The sequence below is a fragment of the Geodermatophilus bullaregiensis genome (assembly GCF_016907675.1).
Taxonomy (GTDB): Bacteria; Actinomycetota; Actinomycetes; order Mycobacteriales; family Geodermatophilaceae; genus Geodermatophilus; species Geodermatophilus bullaregiensis.
On sequence record NZ_JAFBCJ010000001.1, the window covers coordinates 4,489,890 to 4,512,830 of the forward strand.

Genomic DNA, 22,941 nt, shown 5'->3' on the forward strand with positions numbered 1-22,941 from the left:
GTGTCGTCCGTGCGTCCGCGGCCGGTCCCCCGGCCTCCGGGCGGTACGAGCCGGCCGGCGGGGACCCGGGGGAGTGCCCCCGCCCCTCCGATGTTAGTTGCCGTCGTCGACCGTGCCGGAGGGGCCCAGCATCGCCACCCCCGGCGGCGGCAGGCCGGCGGCGTTGCCGAGCACCTCCAGCCAGGCGTCGAGGTGCCGGTCGAGCGCGGTGTCCTCCGCCGTCCAGGAGGCCCGGATCTCCACGTCGATCGAGTGCTCCGGCCCGGCCAGGTCACCGAAGCGGGTGGAGGCGGTGCGGGTGACCGTGCCGCCCAGCGCGTGGCACGGGGCGCCGCACGCGGTGAGGGCCTCGGTCAGCCAGCTCCAGGCGACCTCGGAGAACATCGCGTCGTCGACCATGTGCTCGTCGGTGGTGGCGGAGAGGTAGCCGACGCAGCGGGTGGTGCCCGCCCACGCCTCGTGGCCGGCCGGGTCGTACAGGACGATGAACCGGCCGTTGGCGACCTCGACCTCCTCGTCGCCGTCGAGCTCGCTGATGCGCGCGCCCAGGGCGTAGGCGAAGGGGGCCAGCCGCTGGGGTGCGGGGATCTGCTCGACCGCGATCTCCGGGCGCACCCGCAGCGAGGCCAGCGACTCGAGGGCGGCCACGAAGTCCTCCGGACGGTCGTCGACCGGCCGTGCGCCGGCGGCGTCCGGAGGACCGCCCAGGCTGCGTGGCTCCACGCTCGCAGGGTAGGGGGCACGGGCCCGGTCTGTCGCGGACGCGCCGCAGCCGGCGTCCCCGCTCGGCGGCCGGGTCCTGCCCGGTCTGGGAGGATCGACCGTCGTGACCGCCGCTGCCGCCCCCGCTCCGTCCCCCGCCGACTCGGACCTGGTCCGGGCCGCGCGCGGCCTGCCGGTCGACCGGACGCCGGTGTGGTTCATGCGCCAGGCCGGCCGGTCGCTGCCGGAGTACCGGGCGCTGCGCGCCGGGACGGCGATGCTGCAGGCCTGCCAGGACCCGGACCTGGTCACCGAGATCACCCTCCAGCCGGTCCGGCGGCACGGCGTGGACGCGGCGATCCTGTTCTCCGACATCGTGCTGCCGCTGGTGGTCGCCGGGGTCGACATCGAGATCAAGCCCGGCGTCGGCCCGGTGGTGGCCGACCCGGTGCGCACGGTCGCCGACGTCGACGCGCTGCCCGGTCTGGAGCCCGACCGGCTGGACTTCCTGGCGACGGCGGTGCGCCGGCTGGTCGCCGAGCTCGGGCCCACGCCACTGATCGGCTTCGCCGGGGCACCGTTCACCCTGGCCACCTACCTGATCGAGGGCGGCCCGTCCAAGGAGCACGCCCGCACCAAGGCCTTCATGTACGCCGAGCCGGAGGCCTGGACCCGGCTGCTCGACCGGCTGGCGGTCTCGGCGGCGACCTTCCTGCGCACGCAGATCGACGCCGGTGCCTCGGCGGTGCAGCTGTTCGACTCCTGGGCCGGCGTGCTCTCGGCCGCCGACTACGCCACCCGGGTGCTGCCGCACTCGCGCGCGGTGTTCGACGGCCTGGGCGACCGCGACGTGCCGCGCGTCCACTTCGGCGTCGGCACCGGGGAGCTGCTCGCGCTGATCGGCGACGCGGGGGCCGACGTCGTCGGGGTCGACTGGCGGGTGCCGCTGGACGAGGCCGCCCGCCGGGTCGGCCCCTCGCGGTCGCTGCAGGGCAACCTCGACCCCGCCGTCCTGCTGGCCGACCGGGCGACCGTCGACCGCGAGGTCCGGCGGGTGGTCGCGGAGGGCCGCGCCGCGCGGGGGCACGTGTTCAACCTCGGCCACGGGGTGCTGCCCGAGACCGACCCGGGGGCCCTCACCCACGTCGTGGACCTGGTGCACGAGCTCTCCTCGCGATGAGCCGCCTGGTCGTCGTCGGCGCCGGGATCGCCGGGCTCACCGCCGCGTTCGAGTGGTCCCGGCGCCGGCCCGGCGACGAGGTCGTCGTCCTGGAGGCCGGCGGCCGGGTCGGCGGCAAGATCGACCGGCTGGAGCTCGCCGGGCAGTGGTACGACACCGGGCCGGAGGCGGTGCTCGCCCGGGTGCCGGAGGCGGTGCAGCTCGTCGAGGCGCTCGGTCTGGGCGACCGGCTGGTCGCGCCCGCGACGACGCAGGCCTCGATCGTGCTGCCCGACGGCCGGCACCCGCTCCCGCCGGGCACCGTGCAGGGCGTGCCGACGTCGGCCGACGGGCTCGCCGGTGTGCTCACCCCCGACGGCGTCGCGCGGGTGCGCGCCGAGGCCGACCTGCCGCCGCTGCGCCTGGAGGGTGACGTCTCGGTCGGCCGGCTGCTGCGCACCCGGCTGGGCGACGAGGTCGTCGACCGGCTGGTCGAGCCGCTGCTCGGCGGGGTCTACGCCGGCCGGCCCGACGACCTCTCCCTGGCCGCGACCATGCCGGCGCTGGCCGCGCAGCTGGCGCGCACCGACTCGGTGCTGGCCGCCGCGCTCGCCGCGCGGGACGCCGGTGCGCGCAGCCGCGGCGACGCCGACGGGCCGGTGTTCGTCACCGTCGACGGCGGGCTGGGGTCGCTGCCGCAGGCGCTGGTCGAGGCGTCGGGCGCCGTCGTCCGGCTGCGCACCCCGGCGCACGCGGTCCGCCGCGCCGGTGGCCGTCTCGAGGTCGCCGCCGGCCCGGTCGCCGCGCCGGAGGTGGTCGAGGCCGACGCCGTCGTCGTCGCCGCGCCGGCCGGGAAGTCCGCCCGGCTGCTGGCCGGCGTCGCCCCCGACGCGGTCGAGCCGCTGCGCGGGATCCCGTACGCGTCGATGGCGGTCGTGGCCATGGCCTTCCCGGCGCAGGCGGTGGCCGCCGGCTCCGGCCTGCTCGTGCCGCCGGTGACCGGCCGGCTGGTCAAGGGCGTCACCGTGTCGTCGTCGAAGTGGCCGCACCTGTCCGGCGGCGGCCTGCTGCGGGTGCGCGCGTCGGTGGGCCGCTACGGCGACGAGGTGCAGCTGCAGCGGGACGACGACGATCTCACCGCCGCGGTCGTGGCCGACGTCGCCGACCTGCTCGACCTGGAGCGCCGGGAGCCGCTGCAGGCCTCCCTGGTGCGCTGGGGCGGCGGGCTGCCGCAGTACCTGGTCGGCCACCCGCAGCGGGTGGTGGCCGTCCGCGACGCCGTCGCCGCGGTGCCGGGGCTGGCGGTCGCCGGGGCGGCCTACGACGGCGTCGGCGTGCCCGCGTGCATCCGCAGCGCCCGCCGCGCGGTGGACGCCCTGGCCTGAGCGGCCGGGTGACAGGCTGGTGCCCGTGACCACCTCCCCGGTCCTGCGGGCCGCGCTGCTCGGGACGGCCACCGGGGGCCGCAGCGCGCTCGGCGTGGCCGGTCCCGTGCTCTCCTCGACGCGGCGGTGGCCGGTGCGGCTGGCCGCGGTCGCCGCCGTCGCCGGTGAGCTGGTCGCCGACAAGCTGCCGGGCACCCCGTCGCGGACCATCCCGCCGAGCGTCGCCGTCCGGCTGGCCTCCGGTGCGGCCGGCGGCGCGCTGCTCGCCGGGCGCGGTGCCGGGGGTCCGGTGCTGCCGGTGCTCGCCGCGGTGGCCGGCGCGGCGGCGGGGACGCTGGCCGGCGCCCGGTGGCGGGGGTGGGCGGCGCCGCGCACCGGCCCCCTGCCCGCGGCGCTGGTCGAGGACGCGCTCGTCCTCGGCCTGGCCGCCCTGGCCTGCGGCCCGCGCCACAGCCGAGCCCCCGGCCGGACCGCCGCGGGCGCGGGATGATGAGGGCATGAGCGAGCAGACGGAGCAGTCGACCGGGCAGCGCAGCGTGGGCAAGCGGGCCAACGAGCTCAACGCCCTCATCCGCTACACGATGTGGTCGGTGTTCAAGCTCGCCGTGCCGCTCGGGGACGACCAGCGCACCGCCGCCGCCGACGAGGTCGCCGGGCTGTTCGAGGAGCTGGCCGGCAAGGGCGTCGTCGTCCGCGGGACCTACGACGTCTCCGGCCTGCGGGCCGACGCCGACCTCATGGTCTGGTGGCACGCCGAGACCCCCGACGCGCTGCAGGAGGCCTACACGCGGCTGCGGCGCACCGCACTGGGGCGGCACCTGGAGCCGGTGTGGTCGCAGATGGCCCTGCACCGGCCGGCGGAGTTCAACCGCAGCCACGTCCCGGCGTTCCTCGCCGACGAGGAGCCGCGCCGCTACCTGTGCGTCTACCCCTTCGTGCGGTCCTACGAGTGGTACCTGCTGCCCGACGAGGAGCGTCGGGACATGCTCAAGGAGCACGGGATGCAGGCGCGGCCCTACCCCGACGTCCGCGCCAACACCGTCGCCTCGTTCGGCCTGGGCGACTACGAGTGGATGCTCGCCTTCGAGGCCGACGAGCTGCACCGCATCGTCGACCTCATGCGCGACCTGCGCGCCAGCCGCGCCCGCCGGCACGTGCGCGAGGAGGTGCCCTTCTACACCGGCACCCGCAAGCCCGTCGCCGAGCTGGTGCGCGACCTGCCCTGACGGCGCGGCCGGCGGCCGTGATCAGGTGACCTGATCGTGGCGCGTCCTCCCTCACCGCCCACGGTGCGGGAGGACGCGCTGCGGTGCGGGAGGACGGCGCGGTGGACCTCAGTCCCCGGCGGGCTCCAGGCGGATGGAGACGCTGTTGATGCAGTAGCGGTCGCCGGTCGGCGTCTGCGGCGCGTCATCGAAGACGTGGCCGAGGTGGCTGTGGCAGGTGCCGCAGAGGACCTCGGTGCGGAGCATCCCGAGGGTCCGGTCCTCCCGGAGCACCACGTTGTCCGCCGACGACGGCTCGTAGAACGACGGCCAGCCGCAGTGCGAGTCGAACTTCGTCTCCGACCGGAACAGCTCGGCGCCGCAGGCCCGGCAGGTGTAGACACCGACCGCCTTGGTGTCGACGTACTCGCCGGTCCACGGGCGCTCGGTGCCGGCCTGCCGCAGGACGGCGTACTCCTGCGGCGAGAGCTGCGCCCGCCACTCCTCGTCGGACCTGGTCACCTTCGGCTGCTGTGCGGACGTCGTCATGGCCCAACGGTACGGCGGAGGCGCCACCGCCAGGGGCCCGCGGACGACGGCCCGCGCGGGCGGGAGACTGGGCCGGTGACCTCGCTCGACGCCCCGCTGCCCGACACCTGGTTCCGCCGCGACCTGCCGGTGCTGCGCGCCGTCGCGCGGCTGGTCGACGAGCCGAGGCACGGGGGAGCGCCCTACCTCGGGCAGGTCGTGCCGGCCAGTGGGCTGCCCAAGCCCGACGTGCTGGCCGCCGCGCGGGCGCTGACCGACGCCGGCTACGTCGAGGTGCTCACCACCTACTCCGGCGAGATCGTCCGGTTCACCGGCGTGTCGCCCGAGGCCCGCCGGCTCGCCGGGCTGTGGCCGACGCCGCAGGGTGAGTGGGAGCGGCTGCTCGAGCAGCTGGCCGCGCGCGCGGCGAACGCCCCGAGCGACGTCGAGCGGGCCCGGTGGCGCGCCTTCTCCGACGCCGCCGTCGCCGTCGGCCCGGACGACGGCGCGCTGCTGATGTCCGCCCTCATCGGCGGCTACGTCCCCCGGGCACGCTGAGCCCCGCGCCGGGTCCTCCGCCCCCGGACGCGACAGCGCCCCCGTCCGGCGGACCGGACGGGGGCGCTGCTACGGCTCAGGCGGTCAGAGCGGGGTGACGTTCGCCGCCTGCGGACCCTTCTGGCCCTGCTCGACGTCGAACGAGATGCGCTGCCCCTCGTCGAGCGAGCGGTAGCCGCTGGTCTGGATGGCCGAGTAGTGGACGAACACGTCCGGTCCGCCACCGTCGGGGGTGGCGAAGCCGAACCCCTTCTCCGCGTTGAACCACTTCACTGTTCCTTCGGGCATTGCTCGCTCCTAGCTGCGGTGGTGCATCGGGGTCCTGCCAGTGCGCAGGGCCTTCCCGACACGACGACCCTAGCGGCCCGGACGGCTCCGTGGGGGGTCGGGGCGCAGTCGGGGTCCCACCGGCGCGTCCGGCGACCGCTGTCGGGCCGGATCACCGGGCCTGATCACGGCCGGTCGCCGTCACGAGGGGCGCGGACCCGCCCCGTCGGCGGTGTTCACTCGCAGCCGACCCCGTCGCCGTCGCGGTCGAGGTGGCGGGCGTAGCCGGGGTCCCCGACGTGGACGGGTGCCGCTCCTGCCGCACGGGCCTCGGAACAGTTGGCGTAGGACACCCCGGGAACCGGTGCAGGTGCCGGTGCGGGTGCGGGAGCCGGAGCGGGCGTCGGGGCAGGAACCGGGACGGGCGCGGGCAGCGGCACCGGCGCGGGGCGCGAGGTCGTCGGCACCGGGCGGGCCGGCGTCGACCGCGGCGCGGCGCTCGACGGAGCGGCCGTCGGGGGCGCGGGCTCGTCGGGGAGGTCGGCGACCACGCCGCCGGGCAGCGGCTCGCCCCGGCAGGTGGTGAGCACGGTGGCCATGGCGTTGCGCTCGGCGACCGTCGTCCAGAGGCGGTAGGTGACCTTCACGGCGACCTGCCGTGCGACGTAGGCGCAGCGGTGGGAGCGGTTCGGCGGCAGCCAGGTGGCGGCGTCGCCGTCGCCCTTCTGCGCGTTCAGCGGGCCGTCGACGGCGAGCAGGTTGAGCGGGTCGTTGGCGAAGGCGGTGCGCCGGGTGCCGTCCCACTGCTGGGCGCCCTTCTGCCAGGCGTCGGACAGCGCGACGACGTGGTCGACCTGCACGTCGTCGCTGGTGCCCTGACCGCGCTGGAAGGCGATGGTGCGGCCGGAGTAGGGGTCGGCGAGGGTGCCGGTGAGGACGACGCAGCCGCGGGTGCCCGGCCTGAACGTCTCACCGCTGAGGTCGCGGGCCAGGACGTCGTTGCGGGTGTCGCAGCCGTTGCGGTCGGTGTCGACCCAGCCGCTGCCGAACAGGTCGCGGTCGTAGCCGGTGCGCGGCGCCCGGCCCTGCACCGGGAGAGCGGCGAGGGCCGCCAGGGCGGAGGTCGGGGCGGCGCCGGCGACGGCGGTCTCCGTGGCGGCGTCGGACAGCAGGCCGGTGGCCGAGTCGACGGCGGGCACCGCCGACTCGTCGGTCTCGGCCTCGGCGAGCGCCGCCTCGGCAGCGGCGTCGGCGGCCGACGACCCGGCGGCCGCCCGCGCCCCGTCGGTCGTCGGTGTCGGGGTGCCGGTCGCCGGGGAGGAGGCGGCGGTCGGCTCGGTCCGCGGCAGGGTGACGCCGCCGGCGAGGAAGGCGGCCACACCGGCGGCGAGGACGCCGGCACCCACTCGACGCGACGCGATGAACGCCCACCGGGCCCGGCCGGCCACCACGGCACCGAGGCCGACGAGCAGTCCGGCGAGTCCGGCCATGACCAGCCCGCCGCCGATCCCGCCCGTGGCGGCCCCGACGACCACGAGCAGCAGCACCACGGTCGTGACGGCCGCGAGGACCAGCCGGCCCCGGCCCGGCCGGCCGGCGGGCGCGGGTGCCGGCTGCACGGGCGGCGGGGGAGTCGTCGGGACCGGGTCGGCGGCCGGCACCGGGCTGGCCGCCTCGGCCCGCCCGGCGTGGCCGGAGAAGGCGACCAGGACCTCGAACGGGTCGGCGCCGGCGAAGGGGAACTGCACGTCGACCGTCGTCGGCACCGCTCCGGGCAGCGCGCTGGCGAAGGCCCGGTCGGCCTCCCCGCTCGACGTCAGCTTCGCGCCGTCGACGTGGAGGGTGGTCCGCCTGCCGGAAGACGCGGTGGCGACCAGCCGCAGGTGGGTCGCACCGTCGCCCGCGCGCGGCGGGACGACGTCGTAGCCGAGAGCCGCGGCCTTGGCGACCACCGACCGCATCGGCGTGCCCGGCGACCGCTCCCGGTGGTGGGTCAGGATCGCGGCGACGGCAGGGTCGGACAGCGAAGGCACGAGCGGTTCCCCCATGAGCTCGGGTGCGTCTCCGCCATGGTGCGGCAGGGCAGTGGCCGGCCCGGGGCCCGCGGGACGGGTGGCGCGGGTGGGACGCACGAGGCCGGACCCACCGCGTCGGCCGCCCGCCCGCCGGGCGGCCACGGAGCAGCCGAGAAAGGCCGCACGGACCGCATCCGGGTGCCCGGAAGGGGCGCAGAATGGGTCCACCTCTTCCCTGCGGAGCTGACCATGGCACTGCGACTCCACCTCCCGCACCGTCCGACGACGGACTCCGCCCCTCCCCGGGAACGGCCCGGCATCGGCGCCCGCGTGTTCACCGTGCAGCGCATCGGCGCGGTCCTCGTGGCGCTGTTCCTGCTCGTCTTCGGCCTGCTCGGCTTCGCCGGCGGCCTCGACTTCTTCTCCACCGACGGCGAGCGCATCTTCGGCCTGTCCTCCAACGGCCTGCTCTCGCTGCTCTCGGTGGTCGTCGCGCTGGTCCTCCTGGGGGCCGCCGCGCGCGGTCCCCGCGTCGCGTCGACCGTGATGATCGTCGTCGGCTCGCTGTTCCTGCTCTCCGCGCTGGTCAACCTGGCCGTGCTGCGGACGAGCTTCAACTTCCTGGCCTTCGAGTTCAGCAACGTCGCGTTCTCCGTCGTCGTCGGACTGTGGCTGCTGATGCTCGGCGCCTACGGCCGCATCGGCGGTCACCTGCCGCCGGATAGCCCCTACGCCCACCCGCACGTGTTCGAGGGGGACGCCGACGAGGACGACGGGTACCCGTCGACACCGGCGGAGTTCGCCGTCGAGCGGGCGATGCGCGACGCCGAGGTCGCCGTCGTCCAGCACGTGGCCTCCTTCGACCAGCGCCGCCGGGTGGCCGCGATGGCGCAGGTGACCAGCCGGGCCGACCGCCGGCGGGTGTGGACGTCCTTCGACGAGGACGCCCGGCGCTCCCGCGGCTGAGCCCGGGCCGCGGCGGACCCGTGTGACGACCGATTCCATCAGCGGCCAGCGGCCGGAGCGACGGGACGTACCCCTGACACCGCCGCACGACGTCCCCACCGGGGCGGACTCAGGCGGGAGTCACGCGCACTCCTCGAGGTTCGGAGTTGCGCGGCTCGGACGGCGTCGGAGACCGCGAGCGAGGCGCGGGCTGCCTCGACACGGCTGTCGTACCGACGCCGGTCACCGCGCCAGCGCGGACGGGGCAGAGAGCGGAGCACTCCTCCGCCGGCCTGCCGGGGAATCGCAGCACCGCGAGATCTGCGCCGCACGTCGCGCAGGACTCGACGCGCGCCGCCGACGCTGTCCGGGACGGACCTCGACGGCTCGTGCACCCGCGCCCCCCGGGGGTCCGTGCGAGACCCTCAGCGACCCACCGCACCGGGGACCCCGACGACCCCCGCCGCCAGCAGCGCCCGGGGCCTCCCCCCACATGTCGCGCCGGCGGCGTCGCCCATGGTGCCGATCCGAGTACGCACGCTGGGTCGTCGACGCGGCCGCTGCTGCCGACTGCCACCCCTCGAGATGATGCCTCGGCCCTCACCGCTGTCGTCGGGCGTGGTGCCAGTGCCACGCGGTCGCCGCGGCACCGGTCGCCTCACCGCCGGTGTCTCAGTCGAGGGTGGTGGCCGCTGCGGTCGGCGGGTCGGCCGGGACGGTGCTGCCGGCGAGGACCGGGTCGGCTGGAGGAAAGGGGACCATGGGTGCGCCGGTGAGGACGGGAGACATGGCGTTGTGCCAGATGGTGGCGCCCATGCCACCGCCCTGCCCGCCGACGTCCTGGTTGGTCTTGGGGTTGAGCACCATAACGCTGGCGGAGTACTGCGGCGTGTAGCCGGTGAAGGCGATCGAGAAGTTGTTCTGCGTCGTTCCGGTCTTGCCGGCGATCTGGTGGCCGGGGACGTAGGCGGCCGGGGCGGTCTGGCCGGGGTGTCCCGGTTCGACGTCCTTGCGCATCATCTGGGCGAGGGTGTTGGCCACAGCGGGTGAGACGGCCCCGGCAGTGCAGGTGTCCCCGCCGCCGACCCGTCCGTCGGGGCCGGTCAGTGGCTCGCCGTCGCGGTCGAGAACAGCGGTGACCGGCGTCGGGTCGCACCGGGTGCCGCCGGCGGCCAGCGTGGCGTAGGCGCTGGCCAGGTCCAGCGGGCTGGTGGCCTCGGCACCGAGGGTGAACGACCCGCGGTTCCCGCCGATGATCTGGTCCGCCGAGGAGGCGGTGAAGTGCATGCCCATCCGCTCGGCGACGCGCACCGGGCCCTCCACGCTGCCCAACTCGTCCTGCAGCGCCATGAAGTAGGGGTTGGAGGACGTGTAGAGCGCCTCCTCCATGGTCATCGTCCGCTTGTCGGCGCCGGCGAAGGCCTGCACGACGTAGGGCCGGCCGTTGTTCGTGTAGACCCGGGAGACGTAGGGGTTGCTCGTGGTCAGGGTGTGGTCGGCGGGGATCCCGCGTTCCAGCGCGGCGGCGGCGGTGAACACCTTGTAGGTGGAACCGGCGCCCTGGCTGTAGGCGGTGTGGAGGACGACGGACTCGCAGTCGGCACCGGCGCAGCCGTAGCGGCGGTTGACGCTCATCGCCAGCACGTGTCCGGTCCCCGGTTCCACGGCGGTGTACATGCCGGCCAGCGGATCGCCCATCGGCAGCACGCTGAGCACCGCCTGGTCCCCGGCGGCCTGCACGTCCGGGCGCAGCGTGGTCCGGATGGTCAGCCCGCCGTCGTCCAGCGTCGCCTGGTCGATCCCCAGGGTCTGCACCAGGTACTGCTGCAGATGAGCGCAGAAGAACCCGCCGATGGAGGCGTCGATGCAGCCGTTGGGTGATGCGTCGCCCGGTGCGACGGCGACCGGCGAGGCCGAGATCTCGATCAGCTCCCGCTCGCTGACGTGCCCCAGGGCGTACATCCGCTGCAGCACCTGGTTGCGGCGGGCCTGCGCGTTGTCGGGGTTGGTGATCGGGTCGTCGATGGTCGGGCTCTGCACCAGCCCGGCGAGCATCGCCGCCTGCGGGAGGGTGAGGTCGGCGGCGTCGACGCTGAAGTACTTCTGGGCGGCGGCCTGGACGCCGTAGGCGCCCTGCCCGAAGTACACGGTGTTGAGGTAGCGGGTGAGGATCTCGTCCTTGGAGTGAATCTCCTCCAGGGCCAGTGCGAGGCGGGCCTCGCGCAGCTTGCGGGCCAGACCTGCCTGCCCGTCCTGCTCGGTCGCCGCCTGCCGGTCCTCGGCGGTGTCCGCCGTCTCCAGCAGAGTCTGCTTGACCAGCTGCTGGGTGAGCGTCGAGCCCCCCTCCTGCACGGATCCGGCGGCGACGTTGGCCACCGCGGCGCGCAGCGTGCCCTGCACGTCGAGGCCGTTGTGCTGATGGAAGCGCGAGTCCTCGATGTCGACCAACGCCTGCTTCACCACCGCGGCGATCCGGTCGCTGGGCACCGGGGTGCGGTCGTTGGTGTAGAAGCTCGTGATCAGTGACCCGTCGGCGGCCAGCACCCGGCTGTTCCCCGACACGCTCTCCGTCAGCGCGACCGGCAGTTCGCTGGGCGGCCCCGCCGAGTTCTGCACCAGCACACCGGCGCCCCCCACCCACGGGAGCACGATCGCGGCAACCAGCGCTCCAGCCACGACCACCGCCGATGCCAGCCTCCCCAGAACGGCGGACCGCGAACGTCTGTACGACCACATTGCCGGGAACCTACGTGACCCGGGTTCCCCGACGCGTTGCAGGCAGGTTGCGGAACCGTGAAGCCTCGTGTCCGGATGACGACTCCACGAGAACCGGTTGCGCGCGGGCGCCACCGGCCGCAAGGGCGCCGAGTGCGACCCGGTGCTCGAGGGTGGCCCACGGCGGCAGGACCACGCCGTAGCCGCGCGATCTCGGCTGAGCGGTTGCGCGCAGCGGTAGCGGATATCAAGACAGCGAGCAGGACTCCGACGAAGGGAGTGTCGCGATGACCGAGACCGGCCGTCCCTACGGCGGGACGAACGATCGTGGCGGGGACGAGGGGCTCCCCGGGGAGCGCGCACAGGAGGACGTGGTCGGGGCGGCGCCCGAGCAGTCACCGCGGGCGGCGCAGGGCGGCATGTCCGACGACGTCACCCGAGTACCGGCTGGCGACGACCACCCCGACGGCAAGCGGCCTGGCATGCCGGACGCCACCGGACCGCAGGGGTGACCGTGGGCAAGGCCGGGCCGGTGCACCGGTGAGGGGCTGACAGCCGGCGGCAGTGGGCAGCACACCGGGCGCCGTCCGGGCCCGGAGGATCGGGCCGACGGGGTCGTCCCTCTCGACACCGGGGGTCCCGACTCGGTGTGCTCCCGGGGCGGGCGCGGCCGTGGACAGGCAGCCGGTACCGGCCCAGGGCACGCCCCGGGAGGCATGCGTCATGTGGTCGCAGCGGTGTGGGAAGCGCAGCGTGCTCGGGACACTCGGGGTCCTCACCGTCGCGGCCACGGCGGTGGTCGCGACGTCGACGTCCGCGGCCGGGGCCCCGGACGTCCAGGTCGCGCAGCAGGGGACGAGCACCGGCGACCAGGAGTACGTCGTCTCCTTCACCGGCACACCCGAAGGGGCGACGGCCGCGATCCAGGCCGCCGGCGGGACCGTCGAGAGCGTCACCGCGCAGGTCGGCATGGCCCTGGTCTCCTCCGGCGACGCCGCGTTCCTCGAGGAGGTGCGGGCGCGCGGCGGGATCGGCGGGGCGGCGCGCAACCACGCGGTCGGCACCGCTCGTCCCGGCATGCCGCACCGCTTCGCCGAGGAACGGCCGTCGGCGGGGGAGCGCGGAGCCGGCGGGCCCGGCCGTCCGGACCACCCGGGAGGCCCCGACGCCGAACCGCTGGCCGGACTCCAGTGGGACATGGAGATGATCGGTGCGACGCCCGAGGGCGCCCACCGCGAGGCGACGGGGAAGGGCGTCGACGTCGGGATCATCGACACCGGGATCGACGCGAGCCACCCGGACCTCGCCCCGAACGTCGACGCCGAGCGGTCGCGGAACTTCACCACCGACATCCCCGAGGTCGACGGCCCGTGCGAGGTGGCGAGCTGCGTCGACCCGGCCGACGTGGACGACAACGGGCACGGCACACACGTGGCCGGCATCGTCGCCGGCGCCGACAACGGGTTCGGGATCGCGGGTGTGGCGCCGGAGGCGACCCTCGTCAACCTGCGTGCCGGCCAGGACTCGGGCTTCTTCTTCCTGTACGAGACGGTCGCGGCGCTCGTCCACGCGAGCGACACCGGGCTCGACGTCGTCACACTGAGCTTCTACACCGACCCCTGGCTGTACAACTGCTCCTCGCGGGAGGAGTACCTCGAGGGCACCGTGACCGACGAGGAGCTCGCCCAGCAGCGGCTCGTCCGCGACCTGGTGCTGGACGCCGTCGCCTACGCCCACCAGCGGGGGGTCACGCTCGTCGGGTCGGCGGGCAACGGGCACCAGGACCTGGCGGCCCCGACGCGCGTCGACGAGACGAGCCCGGACCACCCGCCGGACACGGCCCGGCCGCGAACGGTCGCGAACACGTGCCTGAACCTGCCCAACGAGGCACCGCAGGTGATCTCGGTGTCGGCGGTGGGCCCGTCGACCACCAAGGCGGACTACTCCGACTACGGGCTCGGGGACGTCGAGATCGCCGCTCCCGGCGGCTGGTTCCGCGACTTCGTCGGGACGCCGCAGTACCAGGTGCCGGGCAACCTGATCCTGTCGTCGTACCCGCTGGACGTGGCCGTCGCCGAGGGGCTGGCCGACGAGGACGGCGACCCGGTCGACGAGTTCTCCGTGGAGTACTGCGATCCGCAGGGCGTCTGCGGCTTCTACACCTACCTCCAGGGCACGTCGATGGCCGCGCCGCACGTCGCGGGCGTGGCGGCGCTGGTCATCGAGGAGGGGGGCCGCCCCACCCGTCACCGGGGACCCGCCCTCGACCCGGGCACGGTCGCCCGCGTGCTGGCCGGGTCGGCGCAGGACCACGCCTGTCCCGCAGGCGGTGTGGAGGTCTACACCGACGAGGAGCGGCCACCGGACTGGAACGCCGTGTGCCAGGGCACGACCGACGTCAACGGCCTCCACGGCGAGGGCATCGTCGACGCCGAGGCGGCCGTGCTGGGTCGGTGACCGCACGCCGGCCGGGTCCCGCCGCACGACCCCGCCGTCGTCAGGTGAGACCGAGCTCCCGGGCCTGCTGCACCGCGTCCTGCCGGGGGGTGACGCCCAGCTTGCGGCACAGGCTCCTCGTGTAGCCCTTGACCGTGTTGATCGAGAGGTACGGGTCGGCGCCGACCTCACGCTGCGTGGCCGGGCCGGTCAGGGCGCGCAGGCCGCTCTTTCCGATCGGTCAGTGCCTCGACCACCACGCCATCGGTCCGGGCAGCGGATGGGGTCCCCGGCCGGCCGGCCGCCGCTCGGTCGCGGCCAGTCTCGCCACGAACAGCGGCAGGACCGGGTCGTCCCGGACGACGGCCCGGGCCTCCGCGAGCGCCTGCTGCGCGGCGGCGGTCTGGTGTCTGGGCCCGGAGGGCTGACCAGAGGGTCGCCACCACCCGGGTGGCGGCGCACCACCCCGCCGCGGGACCACCGGGGGGGCACGCGCTGCACCCACCGGGGCGGTTCCCGGCGGCCCGGTGCGGGCGCCTCAGCCCTTGACGGCTCCGGACAGGAAGCCCTGGGTGACCTGACGCTGCAGGACGACGTACAGCACGACCACCGGGAGGATCGTGATGAGCGTGCCGGCCGCGAGCGGGCCGATGTCGACCGACCGCCCGCCGATGAACAGGTACAGGCCCAGGGTCAGCGGGCGGTACTCCCCGCCGGGCATGTAGAGCAGCGGCACCAGGAAGTTGTTCCACTGCTGCAGGAAGGTGAACACGGCCAGCGCGCCCATCCCGGAGGTCACCAGCGGCACCATGATGCGCACGAACAGCTGCCACTCGCTGGCGCCGTCCATCCGGGCTGCCTGCTCCAGTTCGGCCGGCAGGTCGGAGAAGAAGGCCCGCATGAACCAGGCGCCGAACGACAGCTGCGTGGTGGCCAGCACCAGGTTGACCCCGACCAGGCTGTCCAGCAGACCCATGGACCGCATCTGGAAGTACAGCGGGACCATGTAGGCGAAGAACGGCACCAGCAGCCCGAAGACCACCACGTAGAACGCCACGGTCCGGCCGGGGAACGGCAGCCGGGCGAACGCGTAGCCCGCCATGGTCGACAGGACGACGACGATCACCGTGCTGGGGACGCTGAGCAGGATGCTGTTGAGGAGGTACTCGTCGAAGTCGCCGACCGTCCAGGCGGTCTCGAGGTTCTCCAGCGAGAAGGAGCTGAACAGGCCGAACGGGTTCGCCCGCACGTCCTGGGTGCTCTTCAGGGTCGTGGACACGACGAGGACCACGGGGAACACCGTCAGCAGGGCGAGCAGCCCGAGCGCCAGGTGGCGCCCGACTCCGGGCCGGCCGGGCGCGTGTGCCCGCCTCGGCCGGTTCACGCTCCCCGCTCCTCGATCGAGGCCCGCCGCTGCAGCCGGTCGAGCCACACCGCCACCGGCACGGCGAGAGCCGTCACCACCAGGGCGAGGGTCGTGCCGTAGCTGATCCGGCTGAGCTGGAAGGCGTTGCTGTAGGCGTAGGTGCCGAGGACCTCCGTGGCGTTCGCCGGACCGCCTCCGGTCATCACGAAGACGATGTCGAAGACGGCGAAGCCGCCGATCAGCGTGAGCGCGGTGACCATGAGGAACACGGGCATGATCTGCGGCAGCACCACGTGCCGCAGCCGCTGCAGGTAGCCCGCGCCGTCGAGCACCGCTGCCTCGACCTGCTGGGTGTCGACGTTGCGCAGCGCCGACAGGATGATCACGAAGACGAACCCGGTGGCGGTCCAGATCGCGGTGCCGAGCACCGCGTACAGCGCGGTGCCCGGGTCGCCCAGCCAGCCCCGGGTCAGCCCGTCGAGCCCCACCGCCTCGAGCCCGCGGTTCAGCCAGCCGCGGGTCGGCGCGTAGATCCACCCCCACACCACGCCGACCGCCACCTGGGGCAGCACGTAGGGCAGGAAGAAGACGACGCGGTAGAAGGTCGAGCCGCGCCGCACCCCCCACAGCAGCAGGGCGAGCCCGAGGCCGATCACGAGCGGCCCGATGGTGCCCGCGACGATCCAGAGGAGGTTGTTCCTCGCGGCAGCCCACACCTGCGGGTCCCGTGCCAGCTCGGTGAGGTTGCCCAGCCCCACCCAGGGCGGCGTGGTGTCCAGGCCGTCGAAGTCGACGAAGACGTAGTAGACGGAGTTGAGCACCGGGAAGACGAGGAAGACCAGCATCAGCACGACGGCCGGCGCCACGAGCAGCGCGCCGAGGCGCGCCTGCTGCCGGCGGGTGGTCCGGGAGACACCGGACCGCGCCGGGCGGCGCCCCCGCCGGCGCGGCTTCTCCGGCGAGGGCAGCGGCGTCGTGGTCGGAGCAGGCGCCGCGGTCACGCCGGCACCCGGCCGCGGACGGCGCCGAGGACGCCGTGGCTCACTGCTGCGACGCCGCCTGCAGCGAGGCCGCCACCTCGGCCGGTGTCGACTGGCCGGTGAGCACCGCCTGGACGCCGTCGAACATCGCCTCGTTGAAGGCCTCGGGCATGAGGACGTCGATGTTGTAGCCGAGCTGGCCGCCGCCCTCGGACAGCGCGGAGACGTCGTCGAGCACCTGGGTCAGCAGCGGGTCGACCTCGAGCCCCCCGGTGTCCACGGGCCGCGGCGGGATGGTCTTCAGGGTCTCCACCGACCACTGGCCGTGCTCCTCGGAGGCGAGGAAGTCCAGCAGCTCGATCGCGCTCTCGGGGTCGTCGGTGTTGGCCGCGACCATCGGGCCCGAGCCCAGGCCGGCGGCGAACAGGCCCTCGCCGTCCGGCGCCGGGAAGGGCACGTAACCGGACTCGAAGTCGGCGGCGATGGCCAGGTCGTTGATGAACCAGGAGCCGTTGGGGATCATCGCCGCGTCGCCGGAGATGTACTGCGCCGTCATCGTGTCGTAGTCGACCGACACCGGCGACTCCCCCAGCCAGCCGTTCTCGTTGGCCTGCTGCCAGAAGGTCAGCGCGTCGACGACCTCAGGGGAGTCCCAGGACCGCTCGCCGGAGAGCAGCGCCTCCATGCCCTCGGCGCCCACGGCGCTGGACAGCGCCATGCTCAGCAGGTGGCTGCCCGGCCAGCCCTCCTGGTCACCGAAGGCCATGGGGACCACGCCGGCCTCGCTGAGGGTCTGGCAGGCGGCGCGGAGGTCGTCGAGCGTCCGTGGTGGGTCGATGCCCAGGTCGGCGAGCACCTCGGTGTTGTAGAAGAGCCCGATGGTCTCCATCTCACCGGGGATGCCGTAGACGCTGCCGTCGTAGGTGACCCGCTCCTTGGCGAAGTCGTAGACCTCCCAGCCGTTCTCCTCGTAGGCGTCGGTGAGGTCGTAGAGCAGCCCTGCCTCGGCCAGGGCCCCGCCGAAGCTCGGACCCGAGCCGAAGCTGATGACGTCCGGGCCGTCCTCGGAGCGCAGCCGGGTCTGCAACACGGTGCGCAGGGTGTCGACGTCGAGCTGCTGCACCTCGACGTCGATGCCCGAGGACTCCTCGAAGTCGGCGAGGTGCTCCTCGAGCCGGCTCAGCTCGTCGGCGTCCTCGAGCTGCTCGACCAGGTACCGCACCGTGCCGGCACCACCGCCCCCGCCGTCGCCGCCGTCCCCGGACGACGCCGTCTGCCCCGTGCACGCCGTCGCCAGCAGGCACACCGTCGAACCCAGCAGGACCTTCGAGGATGCGCGCACGAGTGAGGACCCTTCGACGACGCCGTGTGAACCGTGTGTTGCACGGAGCGCGCATCGTCCGTCCGGGCAGGACGCAACGTCAAGGAGACGACCACATCCGTCGTGCGCCGCTGACCGGCAGGGGTGCCGGACCCGGGGACCGTCAGCCGTGGACGTCGGCGCGGTGCGAGGTGCACACGACCTCGACGAGGACCTGGTCGTCGAAGACCTCGCCGCCGGACACCGCCTCCTCGGCCTGCCGGGTGTCGGAGAGGGCTGGGTGTCGGACAGGATCTCCAGGTCTCCATCAGGGGCTCGTGGTCCTCGACGGCGAGGACGACCGCGACCGGACTGCGTTCCTGGTGGGTCCCGCAGCGGAGCTGCCGGTACGCCCGCACGTCGACGGCGTGCACTGTGACCGCGGGCCGCAGGGTCAGGCGCCCGGGGCCCATCCCGGGCGCGAGCACTGGGTGCTCCGACTCCCGGCCGGGTCCCGGGACTCGGTCCCGGCCGGCGTACCGGCGCGATCGAGGGTGCGCAGCGTCAGCAGCGGGACGCCGAGGTCGCGGATCCGGGCGAGGACACCGTGCAGTCGTGCCTGGTCGACGACCGGCCCGGTCAGGCTGGTGGTGCCGTCGTCGAGACGGACCAGGGTGAGGTCGTCGAAGGTGGCGGCCCAGTGGTCGTCGAGGTGGCCCGCGACCCGGATCTCGTAGGTCGCGGGGCCGGTCGCCGTCGGCCGCGCCTGGCCCGGGCCGGCGGGGCTCGACGTGGGGCTGGTCATGTCGGTGCTCCCGCGGGCGCGCCGTGGATCGTGGTGGTGCCTGGGTGCGGGCGGGTGCGCCGGCGGGCGCGGCGGCGGATCGCGCTGATGCCGCGCAGCAGGGTGGCGCCCATCGCAGAGGCGAACACGAGCCGGAGGACGTGGCGCAGCTCCTCGGTGCCGGACTGCGTCTCGTGGACGAGGGTCAGCCACAGCGCCGACCCGGCGACCGCGAGCCCCGCCGCGATCACGAGACGGCCGACGCGGCCGTGCCGTGCGGGCCGGGACCGGCCAGCCCGAGGCCGGCCGGCCCGCTGGTCCCGCAGGAGCGTTGACCCCCCAGCGGATGAGGTCAGGTCGGAGGTCGACCGGGCGGCCCGTTGCCGGATGGTCACCGGACCGCGGCCTGCTCGGCCGGGCCGACGGCCACGGCGGTCGAGGGGACCGTGGCGCGGTCGGTCTGGCGGCCATCGCGGGGGTTGCGCCACAGGGACACGCCCAGGGCGATGAGCGCGATGCCCGCGGGGACGGCGAACGGCCGGTTGAACGACTCGGGCAGGACCGCGAGCGCGGCGGTGGCGGCAGTGCTGACGGCGAGCAGGGCGGCCGCCCACCGGGTGAGGACGCCCGTGCGGAACAGGGCGATGCCGAAGACGAGACCGCCGACGATGTAGCCGGCCCCGGCGACGTCGAGCAGGGTCTGCACCCCGCCGATGTCACCGTCCGGCGTTCTGCCGTTGGCGGCGGCGACGAGGTCGTCGACGAACCCGGGCTCGCTGTCGACCAGGTCGGGCAGGACGGCGGCGGCGACGACCTCGACGCAGAGCAGGGCCAGGTACCCGACCGCGAACACGAGGTAACCGACCAGGCCGAGGACGCCGGCCTTGCGGTACTGGCGCAGGTACATGCCGGTGATGCCCGCGAGCGCCAGCGCCGCCATCGCCGACTTGGCGCCGCTGCGTGCCACCCACTGGGTGGTCTCGGTGGTGAACGAGCCGGTGGACGGGTGACCGATCTGGACGGTGACGAAGATGGCTCCGGCGACCGCAGCTGCGGCGCCCGCGGCCTTGGTGAGGCCGGTGGCGGTGATGTTCATGACGGAGCTCCTCGTTCCGGTGCCGGGCGGGTCTCCGGCGGTGTCGAGGACGCTAGGAGCCCGGTGGGCGGGCCCACGTCACATGATCATGTGATTGCCCTGGTGATCTCGCCTCGCCTGCCCGGCCTCGTCATCCCGCTGCTGGGCCGGGGCCTACAGCAGGCCGAGCTCGCCTGCGCGGCTGACCGCAGCCCGCCGGGTGTTCACGTCGAGCTTGGTGAAGATGTGCCGGGTGTGGGTCCGGAACGTGTTGACCGACATGAACAGATGGTCGGCGATGTCGGGGCCGGTCAGGTCGGTCGCCAGCAGCCGGAGCACCTCGACCTCCCGCCCGCTCAGCGGCTCCCGGTTCCCGAGTGCCGGTGGGCGGGTACGGCAGCGGCCACCCTGCTGGCGCTCGGCCGCCTGGAGCAACGCCGCTGCCTCTGCCGAGCCGAGCAGGTCGGGGCGTCCGGCGGCCGCCCGGAGCAGCTCGCCCATCGCGGGTCCCTCGTCGAGGAACAGCCGGCAGTACCCGACCGGGACGCCGGCCCGCAGCGCGCGACCCAGGTCTGCGAGCGCGGCGTCCGGGTCGCTGTGGCGGTGCCCGAGGGACCGCACCATCAGGGCCTCGACGAAACTGCCGCCACGATCCGCCGCCTCGGCGGCGGCCACGATCCGGTCCAGCAGCGTGCGGGCGGCCTCCAGGGTCCTCGGTCGCGGGGCGGCGCGGTGCTGCGCGATGAGCAGACGGGCGAGCGTGAGCTGGTCGTACTCGGCCGAGTAGTCCGACGGGTCGTCGGAGGTGACGTGGTGGGCGCGTGCCCAGGCGGCCGCGTCCTCCAGCCGCCCCTGCGCGATGCGGACCCGCGCGCGGCTGGCCGGGATGGGACGCACGTCGGGGAAGTAGCCCGGCAGGTACAGCGGCTGCGCCTGCTCCAGCATGCCGACGGCGCCGTCCAGGTCGCCGTGTGCCACCAGCAGTCCGGCCATGGCGGTGTACCAGCGGTGTCGGTTCTCCGGCAGCGACGCGCGTTCACCGAGCTCCTGCGCCATCCGCAGGTGCTCGGCGGCGGCGTCGAGGTCGCCTCGTTCGCGTAGCACGTCGGCGAGGCCGACGTGCAGGTCCCCGGTCGTGGACAGCACCGGGCCCGGATGGGCATGTGCCGTCCGGAGGGCCCGCTCGTGGAGTCGCCGCGCCCGGTCGGGCTGTCCGCGCGCGAGCCACATGGTGGCGAGGACGACGGTCGTGCCGAGCTCGTCGGTGACGTTGCCGGCGGCGCGCAGGCTGCGCACGGCCTCGCCGAAGGTGTCCACCGCTGCCGGCAGGTCGCCGGCGGCCCACGCGGCCAGGCCGAGGAACCCGGCGCCGCCCGACCGGGCGACGTGGTCGGTCGGCCCGGCCAGGTCCAGGGCGCGGCGGGCGTGCGCGATGGTCCCCTGGACGTCACCGCCGGCCTGAGCGACTGCGGCGCGGTACACGGCGACCTGCGCCGGCAGGGCCCGGAGCTCCTTCTCCCGGGCGCGGGCTGCGTCAGCCAGACGGCCCGCTCGCGGCACGCCCGCCGCAGGTTCGAGCGTCGTCGTCCGGAGTGCCGCGTCGGCGTCGTCGAGCCAGCGCCCGGCCCCCTCCAGGTCGCCCACGGAGAGTCGCGCCGGCGCCATCTGCGCGGCGAGGAGCGCGCGACCGCGGAGGACGTCGTCGGGGAGGGCGTCGAGCCAGGCGCGCAGGGTCCGGTCCTGCCGCCGCTGGCGGGCCTCCGACAACGCCAGTTCCAGGAGGTCGGCCACGTGCTCGGCGTCGCCTGCGGCGAGGGCGTGGGTGATCGCGTCGCTCAGCGTCCCGTGTCCGGCGTGCCAGTCACTGGCTGCTCGGTGCAGCCTGCGGACCCGTCCGGGGCTCTCCGCCGAGAGCCGGGCGCGCAGCGCGTCGGCGAACAGGTGCTGGTAGCGGAACCACTGACGCTGACCGTCGAGCGGGACCAGGAACAGGTTGCCGCGCTCGAGGGTCTCCAACAGCTGTTGCCCGTCGCTGCCGCCGGTGAGCGCGTCGCACAACGGCCCGGTGAGCTGGTCGAGGACCGACGTGTCGAGGAGGAAGGTGCGCACGTCCTCGGGTTGGGTGGCCAGGACCTCCTCGAGCAGGTAGTCGAGGACGAACCGATCGCTGCCGGTGAACGCCTCGACGAACCCCGCGATCCGATCGGGTGCCGGGTCGCGGGAACTGGTGGTGTGGCCGCGGACCGAGAGGGCCGCGAGCTGGAGGCCGGCCGCCCAGCCCTCGGTCCGGCTCTCCAGCGCCGCCACCTGGGCGGGCCCGAGCCCGAGGCCCATGACCCGGTTGAGGAAGACATCGGCCTCCTCCGCGGTGAACCGCAGGTCGGCGGCGCGGACCTCGAGCAGCTCCCCACGGGCCCGCAGGCGTGACAGCGGCAGAGGCGGGTCCGCACGCGTCGTCATGACCACGGTGACCTGGGGCGGCAGGTGGTCGAGCAGGAACGCGACCGCACGGTGGATCTCGGGGTCGTCGATGACGTGGTAGTCGTCGAGGGCGACGGCCGTGGAGCCGGCGAGTGCATCGAGGTCGTTGACGAGGCTGGCCACGACGTCCTCGACCGGGAAGGTGCGTTCGGTGTCCATCAGCGCCAGCGCCTCGGCCCCCACCTCGGGGCTGGCGGCCCGGAGTGCGGCCACGAGGTGGGTGAGGAAGACGCGCAGGTGGGCGTCGGCCGTGTCGAGGGACAGCCACGCCACCCGCAGGGCCTGCGGTCTCCGGCCCGCGTCGCCGTCCTCGGTCCGACCCGGCGTCAGCCACTGGGTCAGCAGGGTCGTCTTCCCGTAACCGGCCGGGGCCGAGACGAGTACCAGCCGCGGCATCGTCATCGGGTTCGCGCGGAACCCGACGTCCAGCCGCTCGCGGGGGACGAGCTGACGGCGCGGACTCGGGGCGCGCAGCTTGGTGCCCAGGAGCGGCATCCGGCCAGCGTAGGTGGGGTCTGACCACCGACGTACCTCGTTCGCGGTGCGGTCCCGAGGACGTCCTCGCCGCGGGCCGCCCGTAGGGCTCGGGCCACACGAAGGCCCGCGGTCATCCGGCCGGCCAGCGGCTGGATCACCGCACGCTCCGGCTGTACCGCTCGATCGTCCGCGGGGCCTCCGCCGCGGTCCACCGGTGCCGCCGGGAGGACGCCAGCCGGTCCTCGAGCCGGATCGCCATCGCGCAGGACGTCCGGTCGAGTACGGAGTCACAGCAGTGTGCGCGTTGGTTGCCAGGTGCTGGCCCGGGCTCACACGCTGGCGGGAGCTGGTGCCGGTCGGCTGACCACGGTGGGAGGCGTGACCTGCAGCACTGTGCGCCTACGGTGCATGTTGGTCTCCAGGATGAGCCCTGAGCGCACATCACCGCCGGCGTCGGAGGCCACAGCCGCCAACCCATCGGGACACCGCTGTCAGTCGTCCGCGGGGGCGGGCTTCCTCGCGCGGCTGGGCTGGACCCGCATCGGCTCGCCCGGCATCTTCGG

At 74.6% G+C, this 22,941-nt stretch carries 20 protein-coding genes; 8 read left to right on the plus strand and 12 right to left on the minus strand.

Annotated elements, in window-relative coordinates:
• Positions 1–93: 93 nt before the first annotated feature.
• Positions 94–723 carry a DUF3000 domain-containing protein gene (locus JOD57_RS21590; protein ID WP_307824850.1) on the minus strand — a complete coding sequence of 210 codons (630 nt, stop codon included), beginning with the start codon at positions 721–723 and terminating at the stop codon, positions 94–96.
• 103 nt (positions 724–826) lie between these two features.
• On the opposite strand from JOD57_RS21590, the gene hemE reads away from it, so the two are divergent.
• From hemE to hemQ, 4 genes are read left to right on the plus strand one after another with little or no spacing between them, the layout of a single operon-like run.
• Positions 827–1,882, plus strand: a complete 1,056-nt coding sequence (gene hemE, locus JOD57_RS21595; RefSeq protein ID WP_204693893.1) for a uroporphyrinogen decarboxylase — start codon at positions 827–829, stop codon at positions 1,880–1,882.
• The gene (hemG, locus tag JOD57_RS21600; RefSeq protein WP_204693894.1) at positions 1,879–3,246 is read left to right on the plus strand and encodes a protoporphyrinogen oxidase; all 1,368 of its coding nucleotides are present in this window, start codon (positions 1,879–1,881) and stop codon (positions 3,244–3,246) included. The genes hemE and hemG overlap by 4 nt, the downstream gene beginning before the upstream one ends.
• 25 nt (positions 3,247–3,271) lie before the next feature.
• Positions 3,272–3,736 carry a hypothetical protein gene (locus tag JOD57_RS21605; protein ID WP_204693895.1) on the plus strand — a complete coding sequence of 155 codons (465 nt, stop codon included), beginning with the start codon at positions 3,272–3,274 and terminating at the stop codon, positions 3,734–3,736.
• 7 nt (positions 3,737–3,743) lie between these two features.
• The gene (gene hemQ, locus JOD57_RS21610) at positions 3,744–4,472 is read left to right on the plus strand and encodes a hydrogen peroxide-dependent heme synthase (RefSeq protein ID WP_204693896.1); all 729 of its coding nucleotides are present in this window, start codon (positions 3,744–3,746) and stop codon (positions 4,470–4,472) included.
• Between the two features lie 108 nt (positions 4,473–4,580).
• Here hemQ and msrB read toward each other — a convergent pair whose 3' ends face one another.
• Positions 4,581–5,000, minus strand: coding sequence for a peptide-methionine (R)-S-oxide reductase MsrB (gene msrB / locus JOD57_RS21615; RefSeq protein ID WP_204693897.1), 420 nt, complete (start codon positions 4,998–5,000; stop codon positions 4,581–4,583).
• Positions 5,001–5,075: 75 nt separating this feature from the next.
• Here msrB and JOD57_RS21620 point away from each other — a divergent pair, with 75 nt between their 5' ends.
• Positions 5,076–5,537 carry a hypothetical protein gene (locus tag JOD57_RS21620; protein ID WP_204693898.1) on the plus strand — a complete coding sequence of 154 codons (462 nt, stop codon included), beginning with the start codon at positions 5,076–5,078 and terminating at the stop codon, positions 5,535–5,537.
• An 84-nt stretch (positions 5,538–5,621) separates the two neighbouring features.
• Here the strand turns inward: JOD57_RS21620 and JOD57_RS21625 are convergent, their stop codons facing one another.
• Positions 5,622–5,825 (minus strand): cold-shock protein, encoded by a 204-nt coding sequence (locus tag JOD57_RS21625; RefSeq protein ID WP_073420333.1) that lies wholly within the window; start codon positions 5,823–5,825, stop codon positions 5,622–5,624.
• A 215-nt stretch (positions 5,826–6,040) separates the two neighbouring features.
• A complete protein-coding gene (locus JOD57_RS21630) occupies positions 6,041–7,837 on the minus strand; it encodes a GmrSD restriction endonuclease domain-containing protein (RefSeq protein ID WP_307824851.1) in 1,797 nt (598 codons plus the stop codon).
• A gap of 231 nt (positions 7,838–8,068) precedes the next feature.
• Between JOD57_RS21630 and JOD57_RS21635 the strand changes: the two genes are divergently transcribed.
• The gene (locus tag JOD57_RS21635) at positions 8,069–8,785 is read left to right on the plus strand and encodes a DUF4383 domain-containing protein (protein WP_204693899.1); all 717 of its coding nucleotides are present in this window, start codon (positions 8,069–8,071) and stop codon (positions 8,783–8,785) included.
• A gap of 651 nt (positions 8,786–9,436) precedes the next feature.
• Here JOD57_RS21635 and JOD57_RS21640 read toward each other — a convergent pair.
• Positions 9,437–11,440, minus strand: a complete 2,004-nt coding sequence (locus JOD57_RS21640) for a transglycosylase domain-containing protein (RefSeq protein WP_307824852.1) — start codon at positions 11,438–11,440, stop codon at positions 9,437–9,439.
• A gap of 326 nt (positions 11,441–11,766) precedes the next feature.
• Here JOD57_RS21640 and JOD57_RS21645 point away from each other — a divergent pair, with 326 nt between their 5' ends.
• Positions 11,767–11,991, plus strand: coding sequence for a hypothetical protein (locus JOD57_RS21645; protein WP_204693901.1), 225 nt, complete (start codon positions 11,767–11,769; stop codon positions 11,989–11,991).
• Positions 11,992–12,232: 241 nt separating this feature from the next.
• The gene (locus JOD57_RS21650; protein ID WP_307824853.1) at positions 12,233–13,936 is read left to right on the plus strand and encodes a S8 family peptidase; all 1,704 of its coding nucleotides are present in this window, start codon (positions 12,233–12,235) and stop codon (positions 13,934–13,936) included.
• A 517-nt stretch (positions 13,937–14,453) separates the two neighbouring features.
• On the opposite strand, the gene JOD57_RS21655 is transcribed toward JOD57_RS21650, so the two are convergent.
• From JOD57_RS21655 to JOD57_RS21685, 7 genes are all read right to left on the minus strand, one after another.
• Positions 14,454–15,299: a carbohydrate ABC transporter permease gene (locus tag JOD57_RS21655; protein ID WP_204693903.1), complete on the minus strand. Its 846-nt coding sequence runs from the start codon at positions 15,297–15,299 to the stop codon at positions 14,454–14,456.
• Complete coding sequence (locus JOD57_RS21660) at positions 15,296–16,282, minus strand: carbohydrate ABC transporter permease (protein WP_204693904.1); 987 nt, start codon at positions 16,280–16,282, stop codon at positions 15,296–15,298. Before JOD57_RS21660 ends, JOD57_RS21655 begins: the two co-directional genes overlap by 4 nt.
• Positions 16,283–16,322: 40 nt before the next feature.
• A complete protein-coding gene (locus tag JOD57_RS21665) occupies positions 16,323–17,603 on the minus strand; it encodes an ABC transporter substrate-binding protein (RefSeq protein ID WP_204693905.1) in 1,281 nt (426 codons plus the stop codon).
• A 412-nt stretch (positions 17,604–18,015) separates the two neighbouring features.
• Positions 18,016–18,366, minus strand: a complete 351-nt coding sequence (locus JOD57_RS21670; protein WP_239568719.1) for a DUF8691 family protein — start codon at positions 18,364–18,366, stop codon at positions 18,016–18,018.
• Positions 18,363–18,596, minus strand: coding sequence for a hypothetical protein (locus JOD57_RS21675; RefSeq protein ID WP_204693906.1), 234 nt, complete (start codon positions 18,594–18,596; stop codon positions 18,363–18,365). Before JOD57_RS21675 ends, JOD57_RS21670 begins: the two co-directional genes overlap by 4 nt.
• Positions 18,597–18,736: 140 nt before the next feature.
• Positions 18,737–19,441, minus strand: a complete 705-nt coding sequence (locus JOD57_RS21680) for a hypothetical protein (RefSeq protein WP_204693907.1) — start codon at positions 19,439–19,441, stop codon at positions 18,737–18,739.
• 153 nt (positions 19,442–19,594) lie between these two features.
• Entirely contained in the window at positions 19,595–22,396 is a 2,802-nt protein-coding gene (locus JOD57_RS21685; protein WP_204693908.1) for a winged helix-turn-helix domain-containing protein, read from the minus strand.
• Positions 22,397–22,941 lie beyond the last annotated feature (545 nt).

Excerpts from the sequence above, each read along its gene's own strand:
- hemG (WP_204693894.1), top strand. The coding sequence starts at position 1,879 with ATGAGCCGCCTGGTCGTCGTCGGCGCCGGGATCGCCGGGCTCACCGCC.
- hemQ (WP_204693896.1), top strand. The coding sequence starts at position 3,744 with ATGAGCGAGCAGACGGAGCAGTCGACCGGGCAGCGCAGCGTGGGCAAG.
- msrB (WP_204693897.1), bottom strand. The coding sequence starts at position 5,000 with ATGACGACGTCCGCACAGCAGCCGAAGGTGACCAGGTCCGACGAGGAG.
- JOD57_RS21625 (WP_073420333.1), bottom strand. The coding sequence starts at position 5,825 with ATGCCCGAAGGAACAGTGAAGTGGTTCAACGCGGAGAAGGGGTTCGGC.
- JOD57_RS21635 (WP_204693899.1), top strand. The coding sequence starts at position 8,069 with ATGGCACTGCGACTCCACCTCCCGCACCGTCCGACGACGGACTCCGCC.
- JOD57_RS21645 (WP_204693901.1), top strand. The coding sequence starts at position 11,767 with ATGACCGAGACCGGCCGTCCCTACGGCGGGACGAACGATCGTGGCGGG.
- JOD57_RS21670 (WP_239568719.1), bottom strand. The coding sequence starts at position 18,366 with ATGACCAGCCCCACGTCGAGCCCCGCCGGCCCGGGCCAGGCGCGGCCG.
- JOD57_RS21680 (WP_204693907.1), bottom strand. The coding sequence starts at position 19,441 with ATGAACATCACCGCCACCGGCCTCACCAAGGCCGCGGGCGCCGCAGCT.
- JOD57_RS21685 (WP_204693908.1), bottom strand. The coding sequence starts at position 22,396 with ATGCCGCTCCTGGGCACCAAGCTGCGCGCCCCGAGTCCGCGCCGTCAG.